We start from the raw sequence: 19,650 nt of genomic DNA, 5'->3' as shown, positions 1-19,650 counted from the left end.
AAAATAATGCTGAACAAAATTTAAACAGGCTCTTAGAAAAGAAAATATTCCGGATATAAAAAAATAAGCCCTGTCTCACGACAAGGCTTATTTACAACACAAACACAAAATAAAACACGACAAAACTACTATGCAATCTTCCTGTCTATGCCGGGGAGGCATACGTACTAATTACGGATATTCACATACACATAAGCAGCTTCAGGCCGATTAGCATATTATAAACAAATGCGGGGAGCATTTGTTTATCTTCTATCTGTTAAAACATATAAATTTATTTGTTATTATTGAATACCTCTCTCACGAAGTTTCAATTGCCAATTCCATGCAGAGCGTAAAGTCTCTTCAATACCGGCTTCCGCCTTCCAGCCCAATTCATTATTGGCAAGTTCAGGATTAGCCCATACTTTTTCAATATCTCCGGCACGGCGACCTACAATCTGATAATTCAGTTTCACCCCGGTTGCCTTCTCGAACGCATTAATCAATTCCAATACGGAAAGACCGCGTCCGGTACCGATATTAAACACTTCTACTTTCTCTTTCTGCTTCTGCTCCAAAATACGACAGATAGCTACAACATGAGCTTTTGCCAAATCTACCACATTGATGAAATCGCGGATACAGGAACCGTCAGGAGTATCATAGTCATCGCCGAATACGCTTAACTTCTCACAGATACCGATAGCCGTCTGAGTAAGATACGGTATCAGGTTCTGCGGCACACCGTTAGGCAATTCACCGAGCAATGCCGTAGGATGAGCACCGATCGGATTGAAATAACGCAACAAGATGGCATTGATAGGAGCACCGGAAGCAACCGTATCACGCACAATCTCTTCATTGATCTGCTTCGTATTTCCGTATGGCGATTCCGCTTTCTTAATAGGAGCCTTTTCCGTTACGGGAAGTTCATCCGGTTGACCATATACGGTACACGAAGATGAAAATACAATACCTTCCACCCCATGTTTTGGCATCAATTCAAGCAGGTTTATCAAAGAAACCAGATTATTGCGATAATATAGCAACGGCTTTTCCACAGATTCTCCCACGGCTTTGCTCGCTGCAAAATGAATAATCGCTTTGATACCTTTATATTTGGCAAACACAGCATCGAGACCGGCATAATCCAGGCAGTCCAACTTCTCAAATGCGGGACGAACACCTGATACCTTTTCAATGTTGTCTACAACATCTGCGTTGGAGTTTGACAGATTGTCTATAATAACAACTTCATAACCTGCGTTCTGAAGTTCCACCACAGTATGAGAACCAATATAGCCGGTTCCGCCTGTCACTAAGATTCTTTCTTTCATATTAAATAGATAATTTAGCTTTTAGGTTATCACTTGGCTACAAATGTAAGGAAATAAATTCATTCAAGCATACAATCGCTTAAAAAAATAAAAGCGAAGAATCCACCCTCTTCTTTTACAAAGAGAATGGATTCCTCGCTTTATACCGATTTCCGGTATATCTTATATCTTAACTACGCCGGAGAAGCCCATAAATGCCATAGCCAGCAAACCGGCGGTAATCAAAGCAATCGGAGTTCCCTGCATGCCTTTCGGCACGTTTACCAGACTCATCTGTTCGCGCAAACCCGCAAAGAGCGTCAACGCCAGACCGAAACCGATAGCCGTAGAGAATGCGTAAACCACTCCTGTCAGCAAGTCGTAATCTTTCTGGATAACAAGAATAGCCACACCAAGAATACAGCAGTTTGTCGTAATCAAAGGCAGGAACACACCCAAAGCCTGATATAAAGAAGGAGATACTTTTTTCAGGATAATCTCCACCATCTGCACCAATGCGGCAATCACAAGGATAAAGGTGATAGTCTGAAGATATCCCAAATCGAAAGCATTAAGCACATAATGCTGAATGAGGAACGTCACGATGGTGGCGATAGTGAGCACGAACGCTACCGCTGCCGACATACCCAACGCCGTCTCCACTTTCTTGGATACACCCAGGAACGGGCAAATACCCAAGAACTGCGACAACACGATGTTATTGACAAAGATTGCCGAGATAAATATCAATATATATTCCATAATATCAATTCTAATTATGAATTACAAACTATGCTTTTTTGAAGCTGTTAACCAACGCAATGAGATATCCCAAAGCGATAAACGCACCCGGAGCAAGGACAAATACCAGCATGCCGTATTCTTCGGGAAGGATTGCAAGGTCAAAAACCTTACCCGTACCTAAAAATTCGCGGACCGCACCCAGCAATGTCAAGGCTATAGTGAAGCCCAATCCCATGCCCAAACCGTCAAAGAGTGATGCTACCGGATTATTCTTGGCAGCAAAGGCTTCGGCACGTCCCAGCACGATACAGTTTACTACAATCAGCGGGATAAACAAGCCCAATGTTGCGTAAAGTCCCGGAACATATGCCTGCATCACCATTTGCAACAACGTTACGAACGATGCAATCACAACAATGAAAGAAGGAATACGCACCATATCGGGAATTAAATTCTTAATGGCTGAGATAACCACATTGGAACAGATAAGCACGAACATCGTAGCCAATCCCATACCCATACCGTTAATGGCGGACGAGGTAGTACCCAATGTAGGACACATACCAAGCAGGAGCACAAACGTAGGATTCTCTTTAATAATCCCGTTCATCAAAACTTTAAAATTATTCATATCTCCGCTCCTTTCTTATTTAGCACTGACGGAATCAGTGAGTTCAACTTTAATAGTAGCTCCCGTAGCCGTATCGGCACCGGCAGTCTCTTCCACTTTCTTTTGAGTAGCTCCCGTAGCACCGTCAGCAGTATTCTGGCCGGCATACGCAGCATACGCCATATTTACAGCATTCAGGAACGCACGTGAAGTAATGGTAGAAGCTGTAATGGCATCCACTTTACCGCCGTCCTTGCTTACAGTCAAAGAAGCTTCACCGGGGTTCATGCCTGTGATATCTCCCTTGCTGCCTTTCTTAAACCAATCGGCAGCTTTGGAACCCAAGCCCGGAGTTTCCGCATGCGACAGCAAAGAATAGTCAATAATCTTACCTTCGGCATCGAAACCTACCAATACCTTCAATTCACCGCCAAATCCCATAGAAGTTGCTTCTACAGCCGCACCGATGAATTTACCCTCTTTGGTGGCAGGATATACGGCATACTCAACACCGTTTACCTCTTGTGTCTTCTTTTCCGCAATCGGATTGTTGTCAAAACCCGGAACCACGGCACTGACAGCATCGCTCAATGTCTTGGCATTGGCTTGTGCGATAGGTTCCTTCGTCAATTCATTTACATAAGCCAGCAACGCTACGGAAATCGCAGTGACTCCCGTCAGCACCAGCAACATATTCTTTAAGGATGATTCTAACTTTTTCATTTCTTCTTCGCTACCTCCCCAAAGCGTTTAGGTTTAACATACGTGTTGATTAGCGGAGTGAACGCATTCATAATCAGAATAGCAAACGACATACCTTCGGGATATGCACCGAACAGACGGATAACAACGGTCAGCAGACCGATACAAACACCGTAAATCAGCATTCCCTTGTGGCTCATCGGAGAAGTGACGTAATCCGTAGCCATAAAGATAGCACCCAACATCAGACCACCGGACAGAAGTTGTATCACCGGAGATACATAGATTTCCGGATTAACCCAGTACATGATACCGGAGAACACAAACACCGTAGCCAGGATGGAAACGGGAACATGCCATGTGATAATCTTTTTCCACAGCATATAAGCCAGTCCTAACAGCAACGCCAACGCACTCACTTCACCCAAACAACCGCCGTTGTTGCCAATCAACAGGTTCAAAGACGAGGGAAGGTCACTCAATGACATGCCCGGAGCACCGGTGATTACACCTTTCATGACAGCCAGCGGCGTAGCAGCCGTAGTAGCGTCAGTATAAGCGGTCAGTTGTCCCACAGCAGGCCATGTAGTCATCTGCACCGGGAACGACAGCAACAGGAACACACGTCCTGCCAGCGCCGGATTAAAAGGATTACAGCCCAAACCGCCGAAAGACATCTTGCCTACACCGATGGCAAACAAGGCACCCAGGATGATAATCCAGATAGGAAGGTTGGAAGGTAAGTTGAATGCCAGCAACACACCGGTGATAACGGCAGAACCGTCACAGATGGTTGTGGTTTCTTTCTTCATCAGAAATTTGCCGATAGCCCATTCAAAGAACAGACATGCCGCTACGGAAGTAGCCGTAACAATCAGCGCGCCCAGCCCGAAGAAGTAAAGTGACACAAGAAATGCAGGTATCAATGCTATCAGCACGCCATACATATTCTTCTTTACGCTGTCACCACCGTGAACATGGGGCGAAAGGGATACGATTAATTTATTCATAAGGTTATACTAAATCAATTCTTTCATTTTTTTACTTGACGTGCACGTATCATCGCTCCTACCTTTCCCTTACCCAGGCGGATATAGTCCAGCATCGGACGGTTGGAAGGACAAGTGAACTGGCATGAGCCACATTCGATACATGACATGATATCTTCTTTCTCTACTCTTTCAAAGTCTCCGTGAGCCGATACGGTAGCAAGCAAGTAGGGTTCCAGTCCCATCGGACAGGCACTTACGCATTTGGCGCAACGGATACAAGGTTGTGCCTCGCCGCGCTTAGCCTCCTTATCGTTCATAATCAGGATACCGGAACTGCCTTTGGCTGTCGGGACATCAGTATTTACCAACGCTTTACCCATCATCGGTCCACCGCCGATAATTTTGCCCGTATCTTCGGGCAGACCGCCGCAAGCGTCAATCAGTTGCTTCATCGGCGTGCCTATACGTGCCAGGAAGTTAGAGGGCTTGGACAAAGACTTGCCGGTAACGGTAATCACACGTTCAAACAACGGCTTGTTCTTCTGTACAGCCTGGTATACGGCAAATGCAGTACCCACATTCTGCACAACGGCACCCGTGGAAATCGGCAATGCACCGGCAGCAACCTGACGGCTGATAACAGCATCAATCAACTGTTTTTCACCACCTTGCGGATATTGCACTTTCAAAGGAACAACCTCAATGCCTGCATAGCCGGCAGCAACTTTCGTCATCAATTGGATGGCATCGGGCTTGTTGTTCTCGATACCGATGAATGCCTTGTTCACTTTCACGGCTTTCATCAGGATAGAGACACCTACCATGATTTCTTCGGCATGCTCCAGCATCAGCTGATGGTCGGCAGTCAGATACGGTTCACACTCTACGGCATTGATAATGACACATTCCGCCTTGAATGCAGGCGGCGGACACAACTTCACCTGCGTAGGGAAACAAGCACCACCCAGACCTACGATGCCGGCATCTGCAATCTTCTTCACGATTTCTTCTGCCGAGAGGTTGCACTCTTTTACCAACGTATCGGTACGGTCGATAGTCTCTTCCCATTCATCTCCTTCTACATCAATGAAAATAGCCGGTTTGGCATATCCGCTGGCATCGATGATAGTATCGATTTTAGCGACCTTGCCACTGACAGACGAATGGATAGCTGCCGATACGAAGCCGCCGGGTTCGGCAATCTTTGTACCTACTTTCACGACATCACCTTTGGCGACGATAGGCTTTGCAGGAGCACCGATATGCTGGCTCAGCAAGATAGCGGCTTTAGCCGGTATCTCTGCCTGCACGATAGGTTGATGTGCTGAAAGTTTATTTTCGTGTGGATGAACTCCACCGATTGAAAATGTCTTCAACATACAATTCTGTATTTTTAGTCGTTTAATTTCTTTGTAATATTATGCTTCTGTTTTCGGAGCTTCCGTTGCGGGAGTTTCCACCTCTGCCTTGGGCTTACGCGGCGGGAAGTTCAACGCTACGATCGAACCTTGCGGACAAACCTCCTCGCACTTGCGGCAAGACTTACACTTGTTCGGGTCGATGTAAGCCAGGTTGTTTTCCAATGTGATTGCTTCGAACGGACAGGTTTTCACACACTTGCCACAGCCGATACAAGCCACGCTACAAGCCTTGCGTGCCACGGCACCCTTGTCCTTGTTAACACACTGCACATACACTCTGCGTGATTTCTTGCCCTGCGGACGGATTTCGATGATGTTTCTCGGACAAGCCTTGGCGCACGCGCCACAAGCCGTACACTTCGCTTCGTCCACTTCCGGAAGTCCGGTTTCGGCATTCATGCGGATAGCACCGAACTGGCAGGCAGCCACACAGTCGCCACAACCCAGACAGCCAAAGCTACAACCCGTTTCCCCACCGTAAAGAGAAGATGCGATAGCACAACTCTTTGCGCCGTCATATTGATTGACGCGAGGACGGTTGGCACATGTCCCGTTACATCTCACTACTGCAACCATCGGTTCGGAAGCAGCGGCATCCAATCCCAGGATTTCGGCAACCTTTGTCATAACGGGTTGTCCACCCACCGGACAAAGTTTACCTTCAAGCGAACCTGCCTTCACACAAGCGTCGGCAAATCCGTTACAACCCGGGTAACCACATCCACCGCAGTTTGCTTGAGGCAGCACAGCTGCCACTTGTGCAATTCGCGGATCTTCATACACGGCAAATTTCTTGGAAGCCACATAAAGAATAGCCGCTGCCACCAGCGCTATGGCTCCCAATGAAATTACTGCAATCAGAATTACATTCATAAATTAAGTTGTTTATTAATTATTTGTTTGTTTTATGTATTAGTCAGTTCATCGGACTTATTGAGAAAGAGAACTTCTTCCCCAATTTCGATTTGTTCAGCCACAATATATAATAATAAGGTATAAGGAGTGCCAGCGAGCAAAGTGCCGAACCCAACTCGTCATTCCATACCGCCATAAAAATAAAAAGGGAGAAGATTAAAACAAGGAATGGCAACACGAAAGCAAGCAACACCGCCATTGCTCCCATCGACAATTCGCCGATGACCCATACGCGGTCGCCGGACTGATAGGAAGATGCGTTGTTATCGGTGACATCAATAAGCTTCTCTTTCGTATCGGCAGAGCTGCAATGCCCCTTGATACTGCATGAAGCGCATGCCGAAGTTTGAATAATTCTCACCTGAAGATGAGAACCGTTTATGCTTTCCACAATACCCTGATGTTTTATAGTATTCGCCATTTTGCAAAGTGTGCATTACAAATCGTGGCAAATTTACGCATTATTTGCGAACTGCAAGGGATTAGATTGTTTTTTCTGTGTGCGTAAACGTTCTTTTTCCTGATTTTATCGGTTTTTCTTACTTTTTTTCCATCGGATAGACAAAAGAGGATGTGTCGAAACCATGAAAAGCTTACATAATCACACTTTTTACACGGCTATTTCATCTACAGGAGTCAGAAGGAGTATCGGAAGTTAAGGGAGAGTTAGAAGCCGATAGCATTACTATACATCAACAAAGCCATCGGCTTCTAACTTCTGTTTAATCATTAACGAGGTATATGGTTACCATTTGTAATTGATACCGAAGCTCAACAGCTCCTTCACTTGGAAATAACTGTCTCCCTCGGTCGGTTTGGCACTGTCATCAAAACGGGCATGCACATAGAGCTTGGTAGAAAGATAACGGTTCAACACAAAATTAATTGTATTTTCCCATTCTACGCGTGTCCAGTCATAACTGGTCTGGAAGTCCATCCGCGAATCCAATACGATAGAAGGAATAATGGTCCATGAAAGTGTCGGCTGTATCTGGGAACCGAAATTGTGCTTGACGCATTTTCCCTCTTCCAAACCGAACTTTACCTCATCCACATCCTTATTGCCTACATAACGCAGCATATATGTCAACGGAGCTATGAAAACAGACAGATTAAACTTTTTCTTTTTCAGTTTATAGTCCATACCGATACTGGACGCCCAGTCTGCCGGAGCAAAGAATGCCGAAACCAATTCTTCACTGTTCGCCTTATAACCGTGGCAGAACTGTGTTTTAAACTCCGTAGTAATAGTATAATACCACTTAGATGCAGCTTCAATACCCAATTTGCTGTAAATGCGAAGTTGGTCGGTACTTACCAGGTAATCATGATACTTATCGGAAGGAGCGGAACTAAAGCCTAATTTGGCATCCAACAGATTCTCCCATTGAAGTTTTTCCTTGTCGTTATAATTGGCAAACAACTGCAAGTTGGCAAGTACGGCATTGGTGCTTTCACCACCTTTGTACCAGTTGTCGGAGATATAGTTTTGCGTAATCTGCAACGAGCCGCTTCCACCGGTCACCCACCAGTTAGGCTTCTGTATCACGACTTCCGCCTCTTCTTTCACTCCCACCATTTTCTCTTTAGCAAAAAGTTTTGCCACGGAAGGTTTGGAAGAGACTTCCTTTTCAATATTATCTTTGAAAACCTTCTTCTTTTCAATCTCCTTTTCGGTCATTAGCACCAAGTCCGGACGATTGACGTAGGTGTTCAGCATCACGCGATCCACCACCCTGTTCGCATTCTCTTTCGACATGAAGCTCAATGTATCGAACGGCAACAGCTCTTTCGTCATAGCCGGCACCGTATCCGGCTTCTGAAAACTCCAGTTCACCTGCGACAAACGCTCTAACGGAGCATAATAATAGGTAGTAGGGACAAACATACGATAATAATCCGGATTGCATGCGATATAACGCTCGGGAGTGGCGGGATCATTCAAATAATTCAGCACTCCGAAATATTTCTCATACAACACGGAAACCGTATCCAGCCGATATCCGTCATTATCAGGTTTCAACTTCAATATCCAGTTCCGACTCCAAATACCCGACAACGTATCCGCCTTCTCCGTTGCAACCTGCTTCTTTATATTCCTTGCGGAATTCTGGGCTACCGCCGGAAATGAGAACAGTGCGGCGACTAATCCTATTAAAACACGTCTATTCCTCATACTTTTCTTAAAATCTATATTCGAACGCAAAATTAAATCAAAATATTCAGATTACAAAAGTTGAGCAAAACAATATCCGTACTGCCTACGGCTTTTTCATTTTAGAGGAGATGAAGGGAGTTGTCACTTCACACCGCTTCGCCAGGAGTTAAAAGAGTCAGAACCGATATTCTTGTGTATGATACTGTTGCAGAAGTATCGGCTTTTATGCCTAAACGGTTTGTCGGCCGCCCCCCTTTTAACTTCTCTAACTCCTTTAAAATGGGGTATCACCAACATTTACTACAAATGTTACTTTAAGGTAATATTTTTACAGAAATATACATAAATTAAATCTCTAAGGCTTTTAAATAGTCTTAAAAAGTTAATTTATGTATATAATATTAGACTTTTAAAGGTCTGTATTCATTTATACCCAAAGCCATATTTGATTGGAATGAATATTCTCCCAGAAAATTTATGTGTGACCAATTTAAGGGAGATATATGCTTCAATAAATTTTCATCTATACCTTCATGTTTTTTTTGGTATTCTACAGCTTTTTCCAGATATACGGTATTCCATATACTTATGGCATTAATCAAAATATTCAATGCACTGGCTCTTTGTAGCTGGTCTTGTAAATCCCGTTCACGCAGTTCTCCCTGTTTCCCGAAAAATACGGCCCGTGCAATTCCATTCATAGCCTCCCCTTTATTCAGTCCTACAAGAATCCTCCTTCTCAATACATTATTTGTAGCATATCTCAGTATAAATATGGTTTTCTCTATTCGTCCCATTTCCTGGAGTGCTTTTGCCAATGAATTTTGCCTTGAATATGATCCCAGTTTTGACAGTATCAATGAACTGGATACCAATCCATCCTTGATAGAATAGGCAAGCCTAAGTATATCCTCATAATTTTGTTCAATGATACTCGTATTTATCCTGGCAGAAGCAAGGTTGTTAATATTCTTTTTGAGTTCCATTCCCGGTAGAAGATAAAGTTTTGAATCAGAAATACCCCTAATTCTTGGAGCAAATACAAATCCCAGCAAATGACTTAATCCAAACACCTGATCTGTATATCCCGCAGTGTCTGTATAATGTTCATTAATACATAAGTCTGTTTCATGTTCCAACAATCCGTCTATAACGTGAACGGCCTCCCTTGCATTGGTATTGATAACTTTGGTGTAGAATGTAGAGTATTGGTCACTGACAAACCTGTATATTGTACTTCCTTTACTTGAACCATAATGGGGATTATGATCTGATACCAAAGAAGATACTCCGACCTGTACACGCATACCATCACTTGATGATGTTGTCCCGTCACCCCAATATGATGGGAGAGACAGCCTGTGCTGGTAATTTACAAGACAAGCCTGCGCCTTTTTCATTGCATCATCATGAAGTCTCCACTGGGATATATTGGCAAGTTTATGATAATCAAATTCTTTCGTACAGTCTGCCATTTTGCTTAACCCTATATTTGTTCCTATTGCCATCAATGCTGCCATAATGGAGGGAATTTCATCTTCCTTTGGAGTATTACCGGAAGATGCATGTATAAAATAGCGATCAAATCCTGTCCATTTGGATACTTCAAAAAGTATTTCAGCCAGTTTTACATTCGGAAGCATCCCATATAAGGAGTCGTTTAAATTCTTAACTCCTTCCGGAACTTCCTTTTCAAGTTTTTCTATGTGAATCTTACCATCATCTATTTCCAGGTCTTTTAGTTTTGTAAGGTTCTCAGAAAGATATTTATACATTGAATCCAATGAGGAATACCTTTCTTTTATATATTCGTTAAAATTACTGCTTGCTGCAAGTTTTTCTGAAATGTCCGTTTTCTTCTTCCATTGGGACGCTGGAAGCATATAGTCGTTGAAATTCCTGTAGTTGCAACTTCCTTCTACTGCAACATCACCTGAACGTATCCTGTTCTTCAGTTCAGCCAATACTGCCATCTCATAATAGTGACGGTCAATACTGTTATCATTTCCATAAATATGCTTTCTCCATCTTTCAGGTAGAAAATCAATAGATGTATCTTCTGGGACATTACGTTTGTTACTCTTGTTTAGCTCACGCAAAACATCAAGACTGTGAATTAAAGGAGCCATGGAGGTGTTTGTTGAAGAAAAAGTCAATGTGCCCAACAATGTGGGAGAATACTTCCGTAGCTGGGAGTACCATTTGTCAATCAGATCGAGGTAGTCATATCCTTGTGGTCTTACCAGGATCTTGGCATCCTCGATATATTCCACCATCTTTTCCCATGACATAATGTTCTCTATTGCTGTGAACGGATCTGTTCCTTCTTCCCTTGACCTTATCAATGCTGCACCGATATTGATAAACAAATGCACTTTTTCATTGATTGATTTTCCGTTTTCCTGCTGCATTTTATCCTGTAACTTACGCCCCTTTGACAGATAAGTATTAATCAACTTGTCATGAATTTCAACTGCCATATCTACAAGTTTTTTCTCCAACATCTGTAGATATATTACCAAAAGAGCGTACTTTTTCTGATCAGGGAAACGCCTGAACATATATGGCTCATATTTAGAAGCGGCACGATATATCTGTTTGATTTTATTAGGGTGAATAAAGTTCAAATCAACATTTAAGTTCAATTCACGTACCTGCTTAAGTTTGTCTGCTACATCATTAAAGGATTGAGGGGAGCATTGCCCCGCAACATTCCTCAGCATTCCCAATGTAGTTATAACCTTCTCTTCTTGAGATTCAATAATCTTGTCTAACAACTTATACTGTTCCGGTACAAGACAGGAGTAGATATAAGAAAATAGTGATGATTCAATGTTTATACAAACTTTTCTTACTATTCTTTCTATAGTGGTTATTCCCGGAAGTATTATTTTATTGTTTCTAAGGAAGTCTATACTTGACTTTACAAGAGAAAAAGGCTCATCACTTACTATAGCTTTTTGTTCAATGTATTCTTCAAGAGCTTGACTTTCAGTGTCAATAAACGGTTTATAACCATACCACGTACATATTTCTTCTATATGAGTAAATCTTGTAGCTCTCCTTTCTCCGTAATGATTAAAGTCCGTATGAGATAGATTTAGTTGTTTAGATATATAGGTTAACATTTTATGAGGGATGTTCTTTACATCTGTAAAAGTCCATCCAGGATATCTTAGACAACATAGTTGGATGGCAAATCCAATTTTGTTTACACTACGTCTGTGTGACAAGGCATAATTTATATCTTCTTCAGACAATGTATAATACTTTGCTATTGTATAATCGTTAATATCATCCGATATACTGGTAAGTTCTTTTCGCTGTTCTTCGGAAAGTATAAAGTTATCCATGGTTGTATATTAGAAGGTTATTTTCTGTCATTCAAATATCGGTATAATGTACTTTTACTTACACCTGTAGCACTTTCTATTTCACTAATGGAATAATCATTGCTATCATACATCTTCAATGCAAGTTCTATTCCTCTTGAAGACTTTCTTGGTCTTCCTCCTTTTCTCCCTCTTGCTCTCGCACTGGATAGTCCTTCCATTGTTCTTTGCCGTATTATGTCTCGATCAAATTGACTTATTCCGGCAAAAATGGTAAATAATAATTTTCCTTGAGGAGTTGTTGTATCAAGCCATGGCTCTTTTAGAGATTTTATATCTGAACGTTTGGAATGAATGGTTTCAACTATTTCAAATAAATCTTTAACTGAACGACTTAATCTTGTCAATTCAGTTATTACCACTGTGTCTCCATCCCTAAGAATATCAATCATTCTCTCAAGTTCAGGTCTTTCTTTTTGAGAACCGGTGATTTTCTCTTGAAAAATACGTTCACATCCATATTCAAATAGTTGATCCAATTGTCTATTTAAATTTTGATCATTAGTACTAACACGGGCATATCCAATTTTCATCTTTTAATAGTATTTTATTCCCAATATCGTAATTCTTATACAGATTATGGGAAATAGTTTTTGAATATAGTTTTGGGAATAAAAATACAATATCTTTTTGTATAAGCCAAGTAAAAATTATAATTTCTCTAAAACCTTCGTTTTTGGGAATTATTAGAAGTGTGAAGTTTTTAGTACAAGTGTTAACCTATACTAAACAGTAACATCTGTAGTAAATGTTGGTGATACCCCAAAATGAAAAAACCGTGCCAAAGAAGCCGAATAAAGTACTTTTTAAGCAAAATTTAAACGGGCTCTTATGTACTTCCTCTTTTTTTTCATAATTTTGCGCTTTAATTTTTAGAGAAAACATTTAAAACAGTATAGCTGTGGGAGAAACAAAGTATATTTTCGTCACCGGTGGTGTTGCCTCTTCATTGGGCAAAGGTATTATTTCGTCATCTATCGGTAAATTATTGCAAGCAAGAGGTTATAAAGTAACCATTCAAAAGTTCGACCCGTATATTAACATTGACCCGGGCACACTGAACCCTTATGAACACGGAGAATGCTACGTAACGGTAGACGGTCACGAAGCCGACCTCGACTTGGGACACTATGAGCGCTTCTTAGGTATCCAGACTACCAAAGCCAACAACATTACCACCGGACGCATTTACAAAAGCGTTATCGACAAGGAACGTCGCGGCGACTATTTGGGAAAAACAATCCAGGTAATCCCCCACATTACGGATGAGATTAAACGTAATGTAAAGTTGTTGGGCAACAAATATAAATTCGATTTCGTCATTACTGAAATCGGCGGTACAGTAGGCGACATCGAGTCTCTCCCCTATTTGGAAAGTATCCGCCAGTTGAAATGGGAGTTGGGCAAAGACGCATTGTGCGTACACCTTACTTATGTACCCTATCTGGCGGCAGCCGGCGAATTGAAAACCAAACCGACCCAGCACTCCGTAAAAGAGTTGCAAAGTGCCGGAATTCAACCCGACGTACTTGTGCTCCGTACGGAACATGAGTTAAGCGCCAATTTACGTAAAAAAGTAGCCCTTTTCTGCAATGTGGATGAAAATGCGGTCGTACAGAGCATCGACGCACCGACCATATACGAAGTGCCCATTCTGATGCAGGCTCAAGGACTGGACGAAACCATTCTAAGAAAAATGGGACTTCCCGTCGGCGACACTCCAGGCTTAGGTCCGTGGCGTACGTTCCTCGAACGCCGTCACAAGGCGGAAGCTACCGAACCGGTACACATTGCGCTGGTTGGCAAATACGATTTGCAGGATGCTTACAAATCTATCCGCGAAGCCTTGTCGCAAGCCGGAACATACAACGACCGCAAGGTATCCGTGGATTTCGTAAACAGCGAAAAACTGACGGACGAAAACGTAGCGGAAGCACTGAAAGGCATGTCGGGCATACTTATCGGTCCGGGTTTCGGCGAACGCGGTATCGCCGGCAAATTCGTAGCCATCAAATACGCACGCACGCACGACATCCCGACATTCGGTATCTGCCTGGGCATGCAGTGCATAGCCATTGAATTCGCCCGTAACGTATTGGGATATACCGATGCCAATTCGCGCGAAATGGATGAAAAGACCTCACACAATGTTATCGACATCATGGAAGAGCAGAAATCCATTACCAACATGGGCGGTACCATGCGGTTGGGTGCTTACGAATGTGTATTGCAGGAAGGCAGCCGGGCATACGAGGCATACGGCACGGGGCATATACAAGAACGCCACCGCCACCGTTACGAGTTCAACAGTGCGTATAAGGCAGAGTACGAGGCAGCCGGCATGAAATGCACAGGTATCAATCCGGAATCCGACCTGGTGGAAATAGTGGAAATACCCGCACTGAAATGGTTTGTCGGAACCCAGTTCCACCCCGAATACAGCAGTACGGTATTGAACCCGCATCCGTTGTTCGTAGCTTTTGTGAAAGCTGCCATTGAGAACGAACAGAAGTAACCCCGGTACTAATTTAATAATTGACAATTCATATTTATATTAAATGGATAAAAACACCATCACAGGTCTTGTCCTAATAGCGATTCTGTTGGTCGGTTTCAGTTTCCTGAGCCGTCCGAGCAAAGAGCAACTCGCCGCACAACAACGTTATTACGACTCCATAGCGCATGTACAACAACGTAATGCCGACCTGCAAGCAAAGGCGGAAGCCGCTTTGGCTAATGAAAAAGAGGCTCAGAAGGCAGATTCTGCCGCCCTGTTCTTTAATGCACTTCAAGGTACCGATTCGCAAATTACCATACAGAACAATCTGGCGGTACTGACAGTGGCAACCAAGGGCGGACGCATTTCATCGGCTACGTTGAAAGAGTATATGGAACAGGACAAAAAGACGCCCGTTACCTTATTCAGCGGCAACGATGCTTCCATGAACTTCCTGTTCTACAACAAGCGGGAGACGATACAGACAGAAGATTACTACTTTACCGTAGTGAACCGCACGGACAGCACCGTAACCATGCGTTTGGCAGCAGACAGCGCCAGCTATATCGACTTCAATTATGCCATGCACAACGACACCTACCTGGTAGATTTTACCATCGATGCCGTAGGCATGGCAAACAAACTGGCAAGCACCGGCTATGTGGACATCGAATGGTCGCAACGTGCACGCCAGATAGAAAAGGGTTATACATACGAAAACCGCCTGGCAGAGCTGACTTACAAGGTTGCCGGTGAGGGAACCGACTACCTGTCTGCCGCCAAGAACGATGAAAAAGAGGTTGCAGAGCGTTTGGACTGGATTGCTTTCAAGAACCAGTTCTTCTCGGCTGCTTTCATAGCCGATGCGGACTTTGAAAAGACCAAACTGGCATCGAAAATGGAAGCGCAAGGCAGCGGATATCTTAAGGATTATTCTGCCGAAATGAGCACAGCTTTCGACCCGACAGGCAAAACCCCTACCCGGTTGCACTTCTACTTCGGTCCGAACCACTATAAGACGCTGACCGCCCTCGACAAAGGACGTGACGAAAAGTGGGAACTCAACCGTCTGGTCTACTTGGGCTGGCCGCTTATCCGCTGGATAAACAAATGGTTTACCATCAACATCTTCGACTGGCTGTCGAGTTGGGGATTGAGCATGGGCATCGTCCTGTTGCTGATGACCTTGATTGTAAAAGCAGTGGTATTCCCTACTACATGGAAAACGTATATCTCTTCTGCCAAGATGCGCGTGTTGAAACCGAAAATCGATGAAATCAACAAGAAGTATCCCAAGCAGGAAGATGCCATGAAGAAACAGCAGGAAGTAATGGGACTTTATAGCCAATACGGTGTCAGCCCGATGGGAGGATGTCTGCCTATGTTGATTCAATTCCCTATCCTGATGGCATTGTTCATGTTTGTTCCGAGCGCCATCGAGCTTCGCCAGCAAAGTTTCCTGTGGGCGGACGACTTGTCTACGTACGATGCGTTCATCACATTCCCGTTCAACATTCCGTTCCTGGGCAGCCACATCAGTTTGTTCTGTTTGTTGATGACCGTAACGAATATGCTGAACACCAAATTCATGATGCAACAACAGGACACCGGTGCCAATCCGCAAATGGCAGCCATGAAATGGATGTCGTATCTGATGCCGCTCATGTTCCTGTTCATCTTGAACAGCTATCCTTCGGGACTGAATTATTATTATTTCATTTCAACGCTTGTCAGTGTGGTGACTACAATCATCATGCGTAAAATGACTAACGAGGAAGCCCTTCTCGCACAGTTGGAAGCCAATAGGAAAGATCCGAAGAAAATGAAAAAAACCGGTTTTGCTGCCCGTCTTGAAGCCATGCAAAAGCAACAAGAGCAGCTCATGAAAGAGAGACAGAACAGAAGATAAAAACTTCGGTTCAGGATATTTTCAGAAGGAAGCCGGACAATGCACATTGCCCGGCTTCCTTTTTCAGATATATCTTTCATTATCAACCATTAGCACTTATTAAAACTATATCGAATATGGAAACGAAATACACCTACAAAGAAATCTGGCTTATAGCCTACCCTATCCTGATCAGCCTGCTCATGGAGCAGCTGATCGGTATGACAGACACCGCCTTCCTGGGCCGTGTAGGCGAAATAGAATTAGGAGCATCTGCCATTGCAGGTATTTTCTATATAGTAATGTTCATGGTGGCGTTCGGTTTCAGTATCGGTGCACAAATCCTGATTGCACGGCGCAACGGTGAGCGGCAATACAAGGAGATAGGCAATCTGTTCTATCAAGGTGTTTATTTCCAGTTGGGTATGGCGGCGGTGATGTTTGCCGTCTGTTACAGTTTCGCCCCCGCAATATTAAAACGGGTTGTCTCTTCCGGACATATCTACAATGCGGTAATGGACTATCTCAACTGGCGTGTTTTCGGTTTCTTCTTCTCCTTTACGGCAGTAATGTTCCGCGCCTTTTTCTTGGGAACGACACAGACGAAAACACTGACGCTGAACTCCATCGTCATGGTGCTGAGCAACATCGTATTCAACTACATCCTGATATTCGGCAAGTTCGGAGTTCCCACCCTCGGCATTGCTGGAGCGGCTATCGGCTCCTCTTTGGCAGAATTGGTATCGTTGATATTCTTCATCTTCTATACCCGCAACCGCATCGATATCCGGAAGTACGGATTGGACAAGATACCGGGCATCCGTTGGAGCATACTCAAACGCATGCTGAATGTTTCCCTATGGACGATGGTGCAGAATTTCCTGTCACTCTCCACATGGTTCCTGCTGTTCCTCTATGTGGAGCATCTGGGAGAGCGCTCGCTGGCGATTACAAACATTGTGCGCAACGTATCGGGAATCATGTTCATGGTGATGATGGCTTTCGCTTCAACTTGCGGTTCGTTGGTGAGCAACCTTCTCGGAGCGGGAAACATCAGTTGCGTGCCCGGAACCATACGGCAGCATATACGCATCGCGTATGCTTTCGTACTGCCGTTTGCCATCTTCTTCGCGCTGTTTCCCAAGCTGATACTGGGAGTGTATACAGACATACCGGAGTTGCAAGAGGCTGCCATCCCCTCGCTTTGGGTGCTTTGCTCCGCTTATCTGTTCCTCGTGCCGGCAAATGTCTATTTCCAGTCTGTATCGGGCACGGGCAACACACGTACGGCATTGGTTTTGGAAATGATGACACTTGCCATTTATCTCTGTTATATTACATACACCGTAGCCTATCTGAAACTGGATGTGGCATTTGCCTGGACATCGGAAATCGTTTATTCCGTAGGAATTTTAACCCTTTGCTACTTCTATATGAAGAAAGGGAAATGGAGCTTGAAGAAAATCTAAATTAATTCCCTATCTTCGCCGTCACAAAAGAGTCTGTTTAAATCCTCAAACATATATGAAACAATCAAACCTATTACTTATGTCGGCAGCAATGATGTTGGCATCCTGCGGCGGAACGAAAGACGCAGGACAGAACGGAGCGCTTATCGGACGCTCGGATATGAAGATTGAAGGCAAGCGCATGACGCCCGAAGCTCTTTGGGCAATGGGACGCATCGGCAACGTAGCCGTATCGCCCGACGAGAAACAGATTGCCTACTCGGTTGCCTATTACAGCGTACCGGAAAACAGAAGCAACAACGAACTGTTTGTCATGAATGCCGATGGCAGCAATAACCGGCAGATTACCGGCAGCAACTGGCAGGAAAGCCAGCCCGCCTGGATTAAGGACGGCAAGAAGATTGCTTTCCTCTGCAATGAAAGCGGCAGCAGCCAGTTGTGGGAAATGAACCCGGACGGCACGGAACGTAAGCAGCTCACCCGTTATGACGGCGATATCGAAGGCTTCTCCTTCTCTCCCGACGGGAAAAAGCTGCTTTTCATTGCCCAGGTAAAGACCGTGCAAAGCACTGCCGACAAGCATCCCGACTTGCCCAAAGCAACCGGCATCATCGTCAACGACCTGATGTACAAACATTGGGATGAATGGGTGACGACCGCTCCGCATCCTTTCGTTGCCGACTTCGACGGCAGCGGCATCAGCAACGTGCGGGATATCCTCGAAGGGCTGCCTTACGAAAGCCCGATGAAGCCCTGGGGCGGCATCGAACAGCTTGCCTGGAGCCCGGCATCGGACAAAGTGGCTTTCACATGCCGCATGAAGACCGGACTGGCATACGCCATTTCCACCGACTCGGACATCTACGAATACGATGTGGAGAAAGGCGGCTTCATCAACCTCTGCAAGCAGAATGCCAAAGCTTCCGATGGAAAAGATGAAATGGCAGGATACGATACCAACCCGCAATATTCTCCGGACGGAAAATACATTGCCTGGCAAAGCATGGAGCGCGACGGCTATGAGGCAGACCTCAACCGTCTATGCGTTATGGACCGCGCTACCGGAGAAAAGCGTTTCGTAAGCCGCGGGTTCGAATCCAACGTAGATGCTTTCCTGTGGAACAAAGATTCGCAAAGCATTTTCTTCCTGGGTGTATGGCACGGCAGAACCCATATCTATAACACCGGTCTGGAAGATGACGGCAGGATATACCAACTGACCAACGGCATGTACGACTACGCTTCATTGGCTTTGTGCGGCAACAGCCTGGTTGCCAAACGTCACTCCATGTCTGCGGGCGATGAAATCTTCTCCGTCAACCAACTGGACAGCAAGCCTTTCCCCATCTGCATGTTCGGCGCCAATGAGTACAGCCGTTGCAGTAGCAATGAGCCGACGAGGGAGATTTATCCCGTAACGCAACTCACTTTCGAGAACAAACAGATTTACGATCAACTGGAGATGGGCAAGGTAGAGGGACGCTGGATGAAGACTACCGACGGCAAGCAAATGCTGACATGGGTAATCTATCCGCCCCATTTCGACCCTAACAAAAAGTACCCC

General features: G+C 44.4%; 15 protein-coding genes. 4 read left to right on the top strand and 11 right to left on the bottom strand.

Features of this window, described 5'->3' with window-relative positions:
* Positions 1-284 precede the first annotated feature (284 nt).
* From galE to QZ327_RS11900, 11 genes are all read right to left on the bottom strand, one after another.
* Positions 285-1,319, bottom strand: a complete 1,035-nt coding sequence (gene galE / locus QZ327_RS11950; protein WP_294619575.1) for a UDP-glucose 4-epimerase GalE — start codon at positions 1,317-1,319, stop codon at positions 285-287.
* A 162-nt stretch (positions 1,320-1,481) separates the two neighbouring features.
* Positions 1,482-2,060: an electron transport complex subunit RsxA gene (gene rsxA / locus QZ327_RS11945; protein ID WP_294619573.1), complete on the bottom strand. Its 579-nt coding sequence runs from the start codon at positions 2,058-2,060 to the stop codon at positions 1,482-1,484.
* Between the two features lie 28 nt (positions 2,061-2,088).
* Positions 2,089-2,673 (bottom strand): electron transport complex subunit RsxE, encoded by a 585-nt coding sequence (gene rsxE, locus QZ327_RS11940; protein WP_294619571.1) that lies wholly within the window; start codon positions 2,671-2,673, stop codon positions 2,089-2,091.
* Positions 2,674-2,688: 15 nt separating this feature from the next.
* Complete coding sequence (locus tag QZ327_RS11935; RefSeq protein ID WP_294619569.1) at positions 2,689-3,375, bottom strand: RnfABCDGE type electron transport complex subunit G; 687 nt, start codon at positions 3,373-3,375, stop codon at positions 2,689-2,691.
* The gene (locus tag QZ327_RS11930; protein WP_294619567.1) at positions 3,372-4,364 is read right to left on the bottom strand and encodes an RnfABCDGE type electron transport complex subunit D; all 993 of its coding nucleotides are present in this window, start codon (positions 4,362-4,364) and stop codon (positions 3,372-3,374) included. The genes QZ327_RS11935 and QZ327_RS11930 overlap by 4 nt, the downstream gene beginning before the upstream one ends.
* A 23-nt stretch (positions 4,365-4,387) precedes the next feature.
* The gene (rsxC, locus tag QZ327_RS11925; RefSeq protein WP_294619565.1) at positions 4,388-5,725 is read right to left on the bottom strand and encodes an electron transport complex subunit RsxC; all 1,338 of its coding nucleotides are present in this window, start codon (positions 5,723-5,725) and stop codon (positions 4,388-4,390) included.
* Between the two features lie 39 nt (positions 5,726-5,764).
* Positions 5,765-6,640 (bottom strand): Fe-S cluster domain-containing protein, encoded by an 876-nt coding sequence (locus tag QZ327_RS11920; RefSeq protein WP_294619563.1) that lies wholly within the window; start codon positions 6,638-6,640, stop codon positions 5,765-5,767.
* Positions 6,641-6,683: 43 nt separating this feature from the next.
* Entirely contained in the window at positions 6,684-7,103 is a 420-nt protein-coding gene (locus tag QZ327_RS11915; RefSeq protein WP_294619561.1) for a SoxR reducing system RseC family protein, read from the bottom strand.
* A 324-nt stretch (positions 7,104-7,427) separates the two neighbouring features.
* On the bottom strand, positions 7,428-8,858 hold the full coding sequence (locus tag QZ327_RS11910) for a DUF3078 domain-containing protein (protein WP_294619560.1): 1,431 nt from the start codon (positions 8,856-8,858) through the stop codon (positions 7,428-7,430).
* A gap of 383 nt (positions 8,859-9,241) precedes the next feature.
* Entirely contained in the window at positions 9,242-12,193 is a 2,952-nt protein-coding gene (locus QZ327_RS11905; protein WP_294619558.1) for a Tn3 family transposase, read from the bottom strand.
* Between the two features lie 17 nt (positions 12,194-12,210).
* Positions 12,211-12,765 (bottom strand): recombinase family protein, encoded by a 555-nt coding sequence (locus QZ327_RS11900; protein ID WP_294619556.1) that lies wholly within the window; start codon positions 12,763-12,765, stop codon positions 12,211-12,213.
* 368 nt (positions 12,766-13,133) lie between these two features.
* Between QZ327_RS11900 and QZ327_RS11895 the strand changes: the two genes are divergently transcribed.
* From QZ327_RS11895 to QZ327_RS11880, 4 genes are all read left to right on the top strand, one after another.
* A complete protein-coding gene (locus QZ327_RS11895) occupies positions 13,134-14,747 on the top strand; it encodes a CTP synthase (RefSeq protein WP_294619554.1) in 1,614 nt (537 codons plus the stop codon).
* 43 nt (positions 14,748-14,790) lie between these two features.
* Positions 14,791-16,638: a membrane protein insertase YidC gene (yidC, locus tag QZ327_RS11890; protein WP_294619552.1), complete on the top strand. Its 1,848-nt coding sequence runs from the start codon at positions 14,791-14,793 to the stop codon at positions 16,636-16,638.
* Positions 16,639-16,754: 116 nt separating this feature from the next.
* Positions 16,755-18,086, top strand: coding sequence for an MATE family efflux transporter (locus QZ327_RS11885; RefSeq protein ID WP_294619550.1), 1,332 nt, complete (start codon positions 16,755-16,757; stop codon positions 18,084-18,086).
* A gap of 55 nt (positions 18,087-18,141) precedes the next feature.
* Positions 18,142-19,650, top strand: a 1,509-nt coding sequence (locus QZ327_RS11880; protein WP_294619548.1) for a peptidase S9, incomplete at its 3' end; no start/stop codon positions are given.

The organism is uncultured Bacteroides sp., from assembly GCF_910578895.1.
In the GTDB taxonomy this organism is placed as follows: Bacteria; Bacteroidota; Bacteroidia; order Bacteroidales; family Bacteroidaceae; genus Bacteroides.
This window is presented reverse-complemented; position numbering and strand designations above follow the sequence as displayed.

Excerpts from the sequence above, each read along its gene's own strand:
- QZ327_RS11935 (WP_294619569.1), bottom strand. The coding sequence starts at position 3,375 with ATGAAAAAGTTAGAATCATCCTTAAAGAATATGTTGCTGGTGCTGACG.
- QZ327_RS11900 (WP_294619556.1), bottom strand. The coding sequence starts at position 12,765 with ATGAAAATTGGATATGCCCGTGTTAGTACTAATGATCAAAATTTAAAT.
- galE (WP_294619575.1), bottom strand. The coding sequence starts at position 1,319 with ATGAAAGAAAGAATCTTAGTGACAGGCGGAACCGGCTATATTGGTTCT.
- rsxA (WP_294619573.1), bottom strand. The coding sequence starts at position 2,060 with ATGGAATATATATTGATATTTATCTCGGCAATCTTTGTCAATAACATC.
- QZ327_RS11915 (WP_294619561.1), bottom strand. The coding sequence starts at position 7,103 with ATGGCGAATACTATAAAACATCAGGGTATTGTGGAAAGCATAAACGGT.
- QZ327_RS11910 (WP_294619560.1), bottom strand. The coding sequence starts at position 8,858 with ATGAGGAATAGACGTGTTTTAATAGGATTAGTCGCCGCACTGTTCTCA.
- QZ327_RS11905 (WP_294619558.1), bottom strand. The coding sequence starts at position 12,193 with ATGGATAACTTTATACTTTCCGAAGAACAGCGAAAAGAACTTACCAGT.
- QZ327_RS11885 (WP_294619550.1), top strand. The coding sequence starts at position 16,755 with ATGGAAACGAAATACACCTACAAAGAAATCTGGCTTATAGCCTACCCT.
- QZ327_RS11930 (WP_294619567.1), bottom strand. The coding sequence starts at position 4,364 with ATGAATAAATTAATCGTATCCCTTTCGCCCCATGTTCACGGTGGTGAC.
- yidC (WP_294619552.1), top strand. The coding sequence starts at position 14,791 with ATGGATAAAAACACCATCACAGGTCTTGTCCTAATAGCGATTCTGTTG.
- QZ327_RS11920 (WP_294619563.1), bottom strand. The coding sequence starts at position 6,640 with ATGAATGTAATTCTGATTGCAGTAATTTCATTGGGAGCCATAGCGCTG.
- rsxE (WP_294619571.1), bottom strand. The coding sequence starts at position 2,673 with ATGAATAATTTTAAAGTTTTGATGAACGGGATTATTAAAGAGAATCCT.
- rsxC (WP_294619565.1), bottom strand. The coding sequence starts at position 5,725 with ATGTTGAAGACATTTTCAATCGGTGGAGTTCATCCACACGAAAATAAA.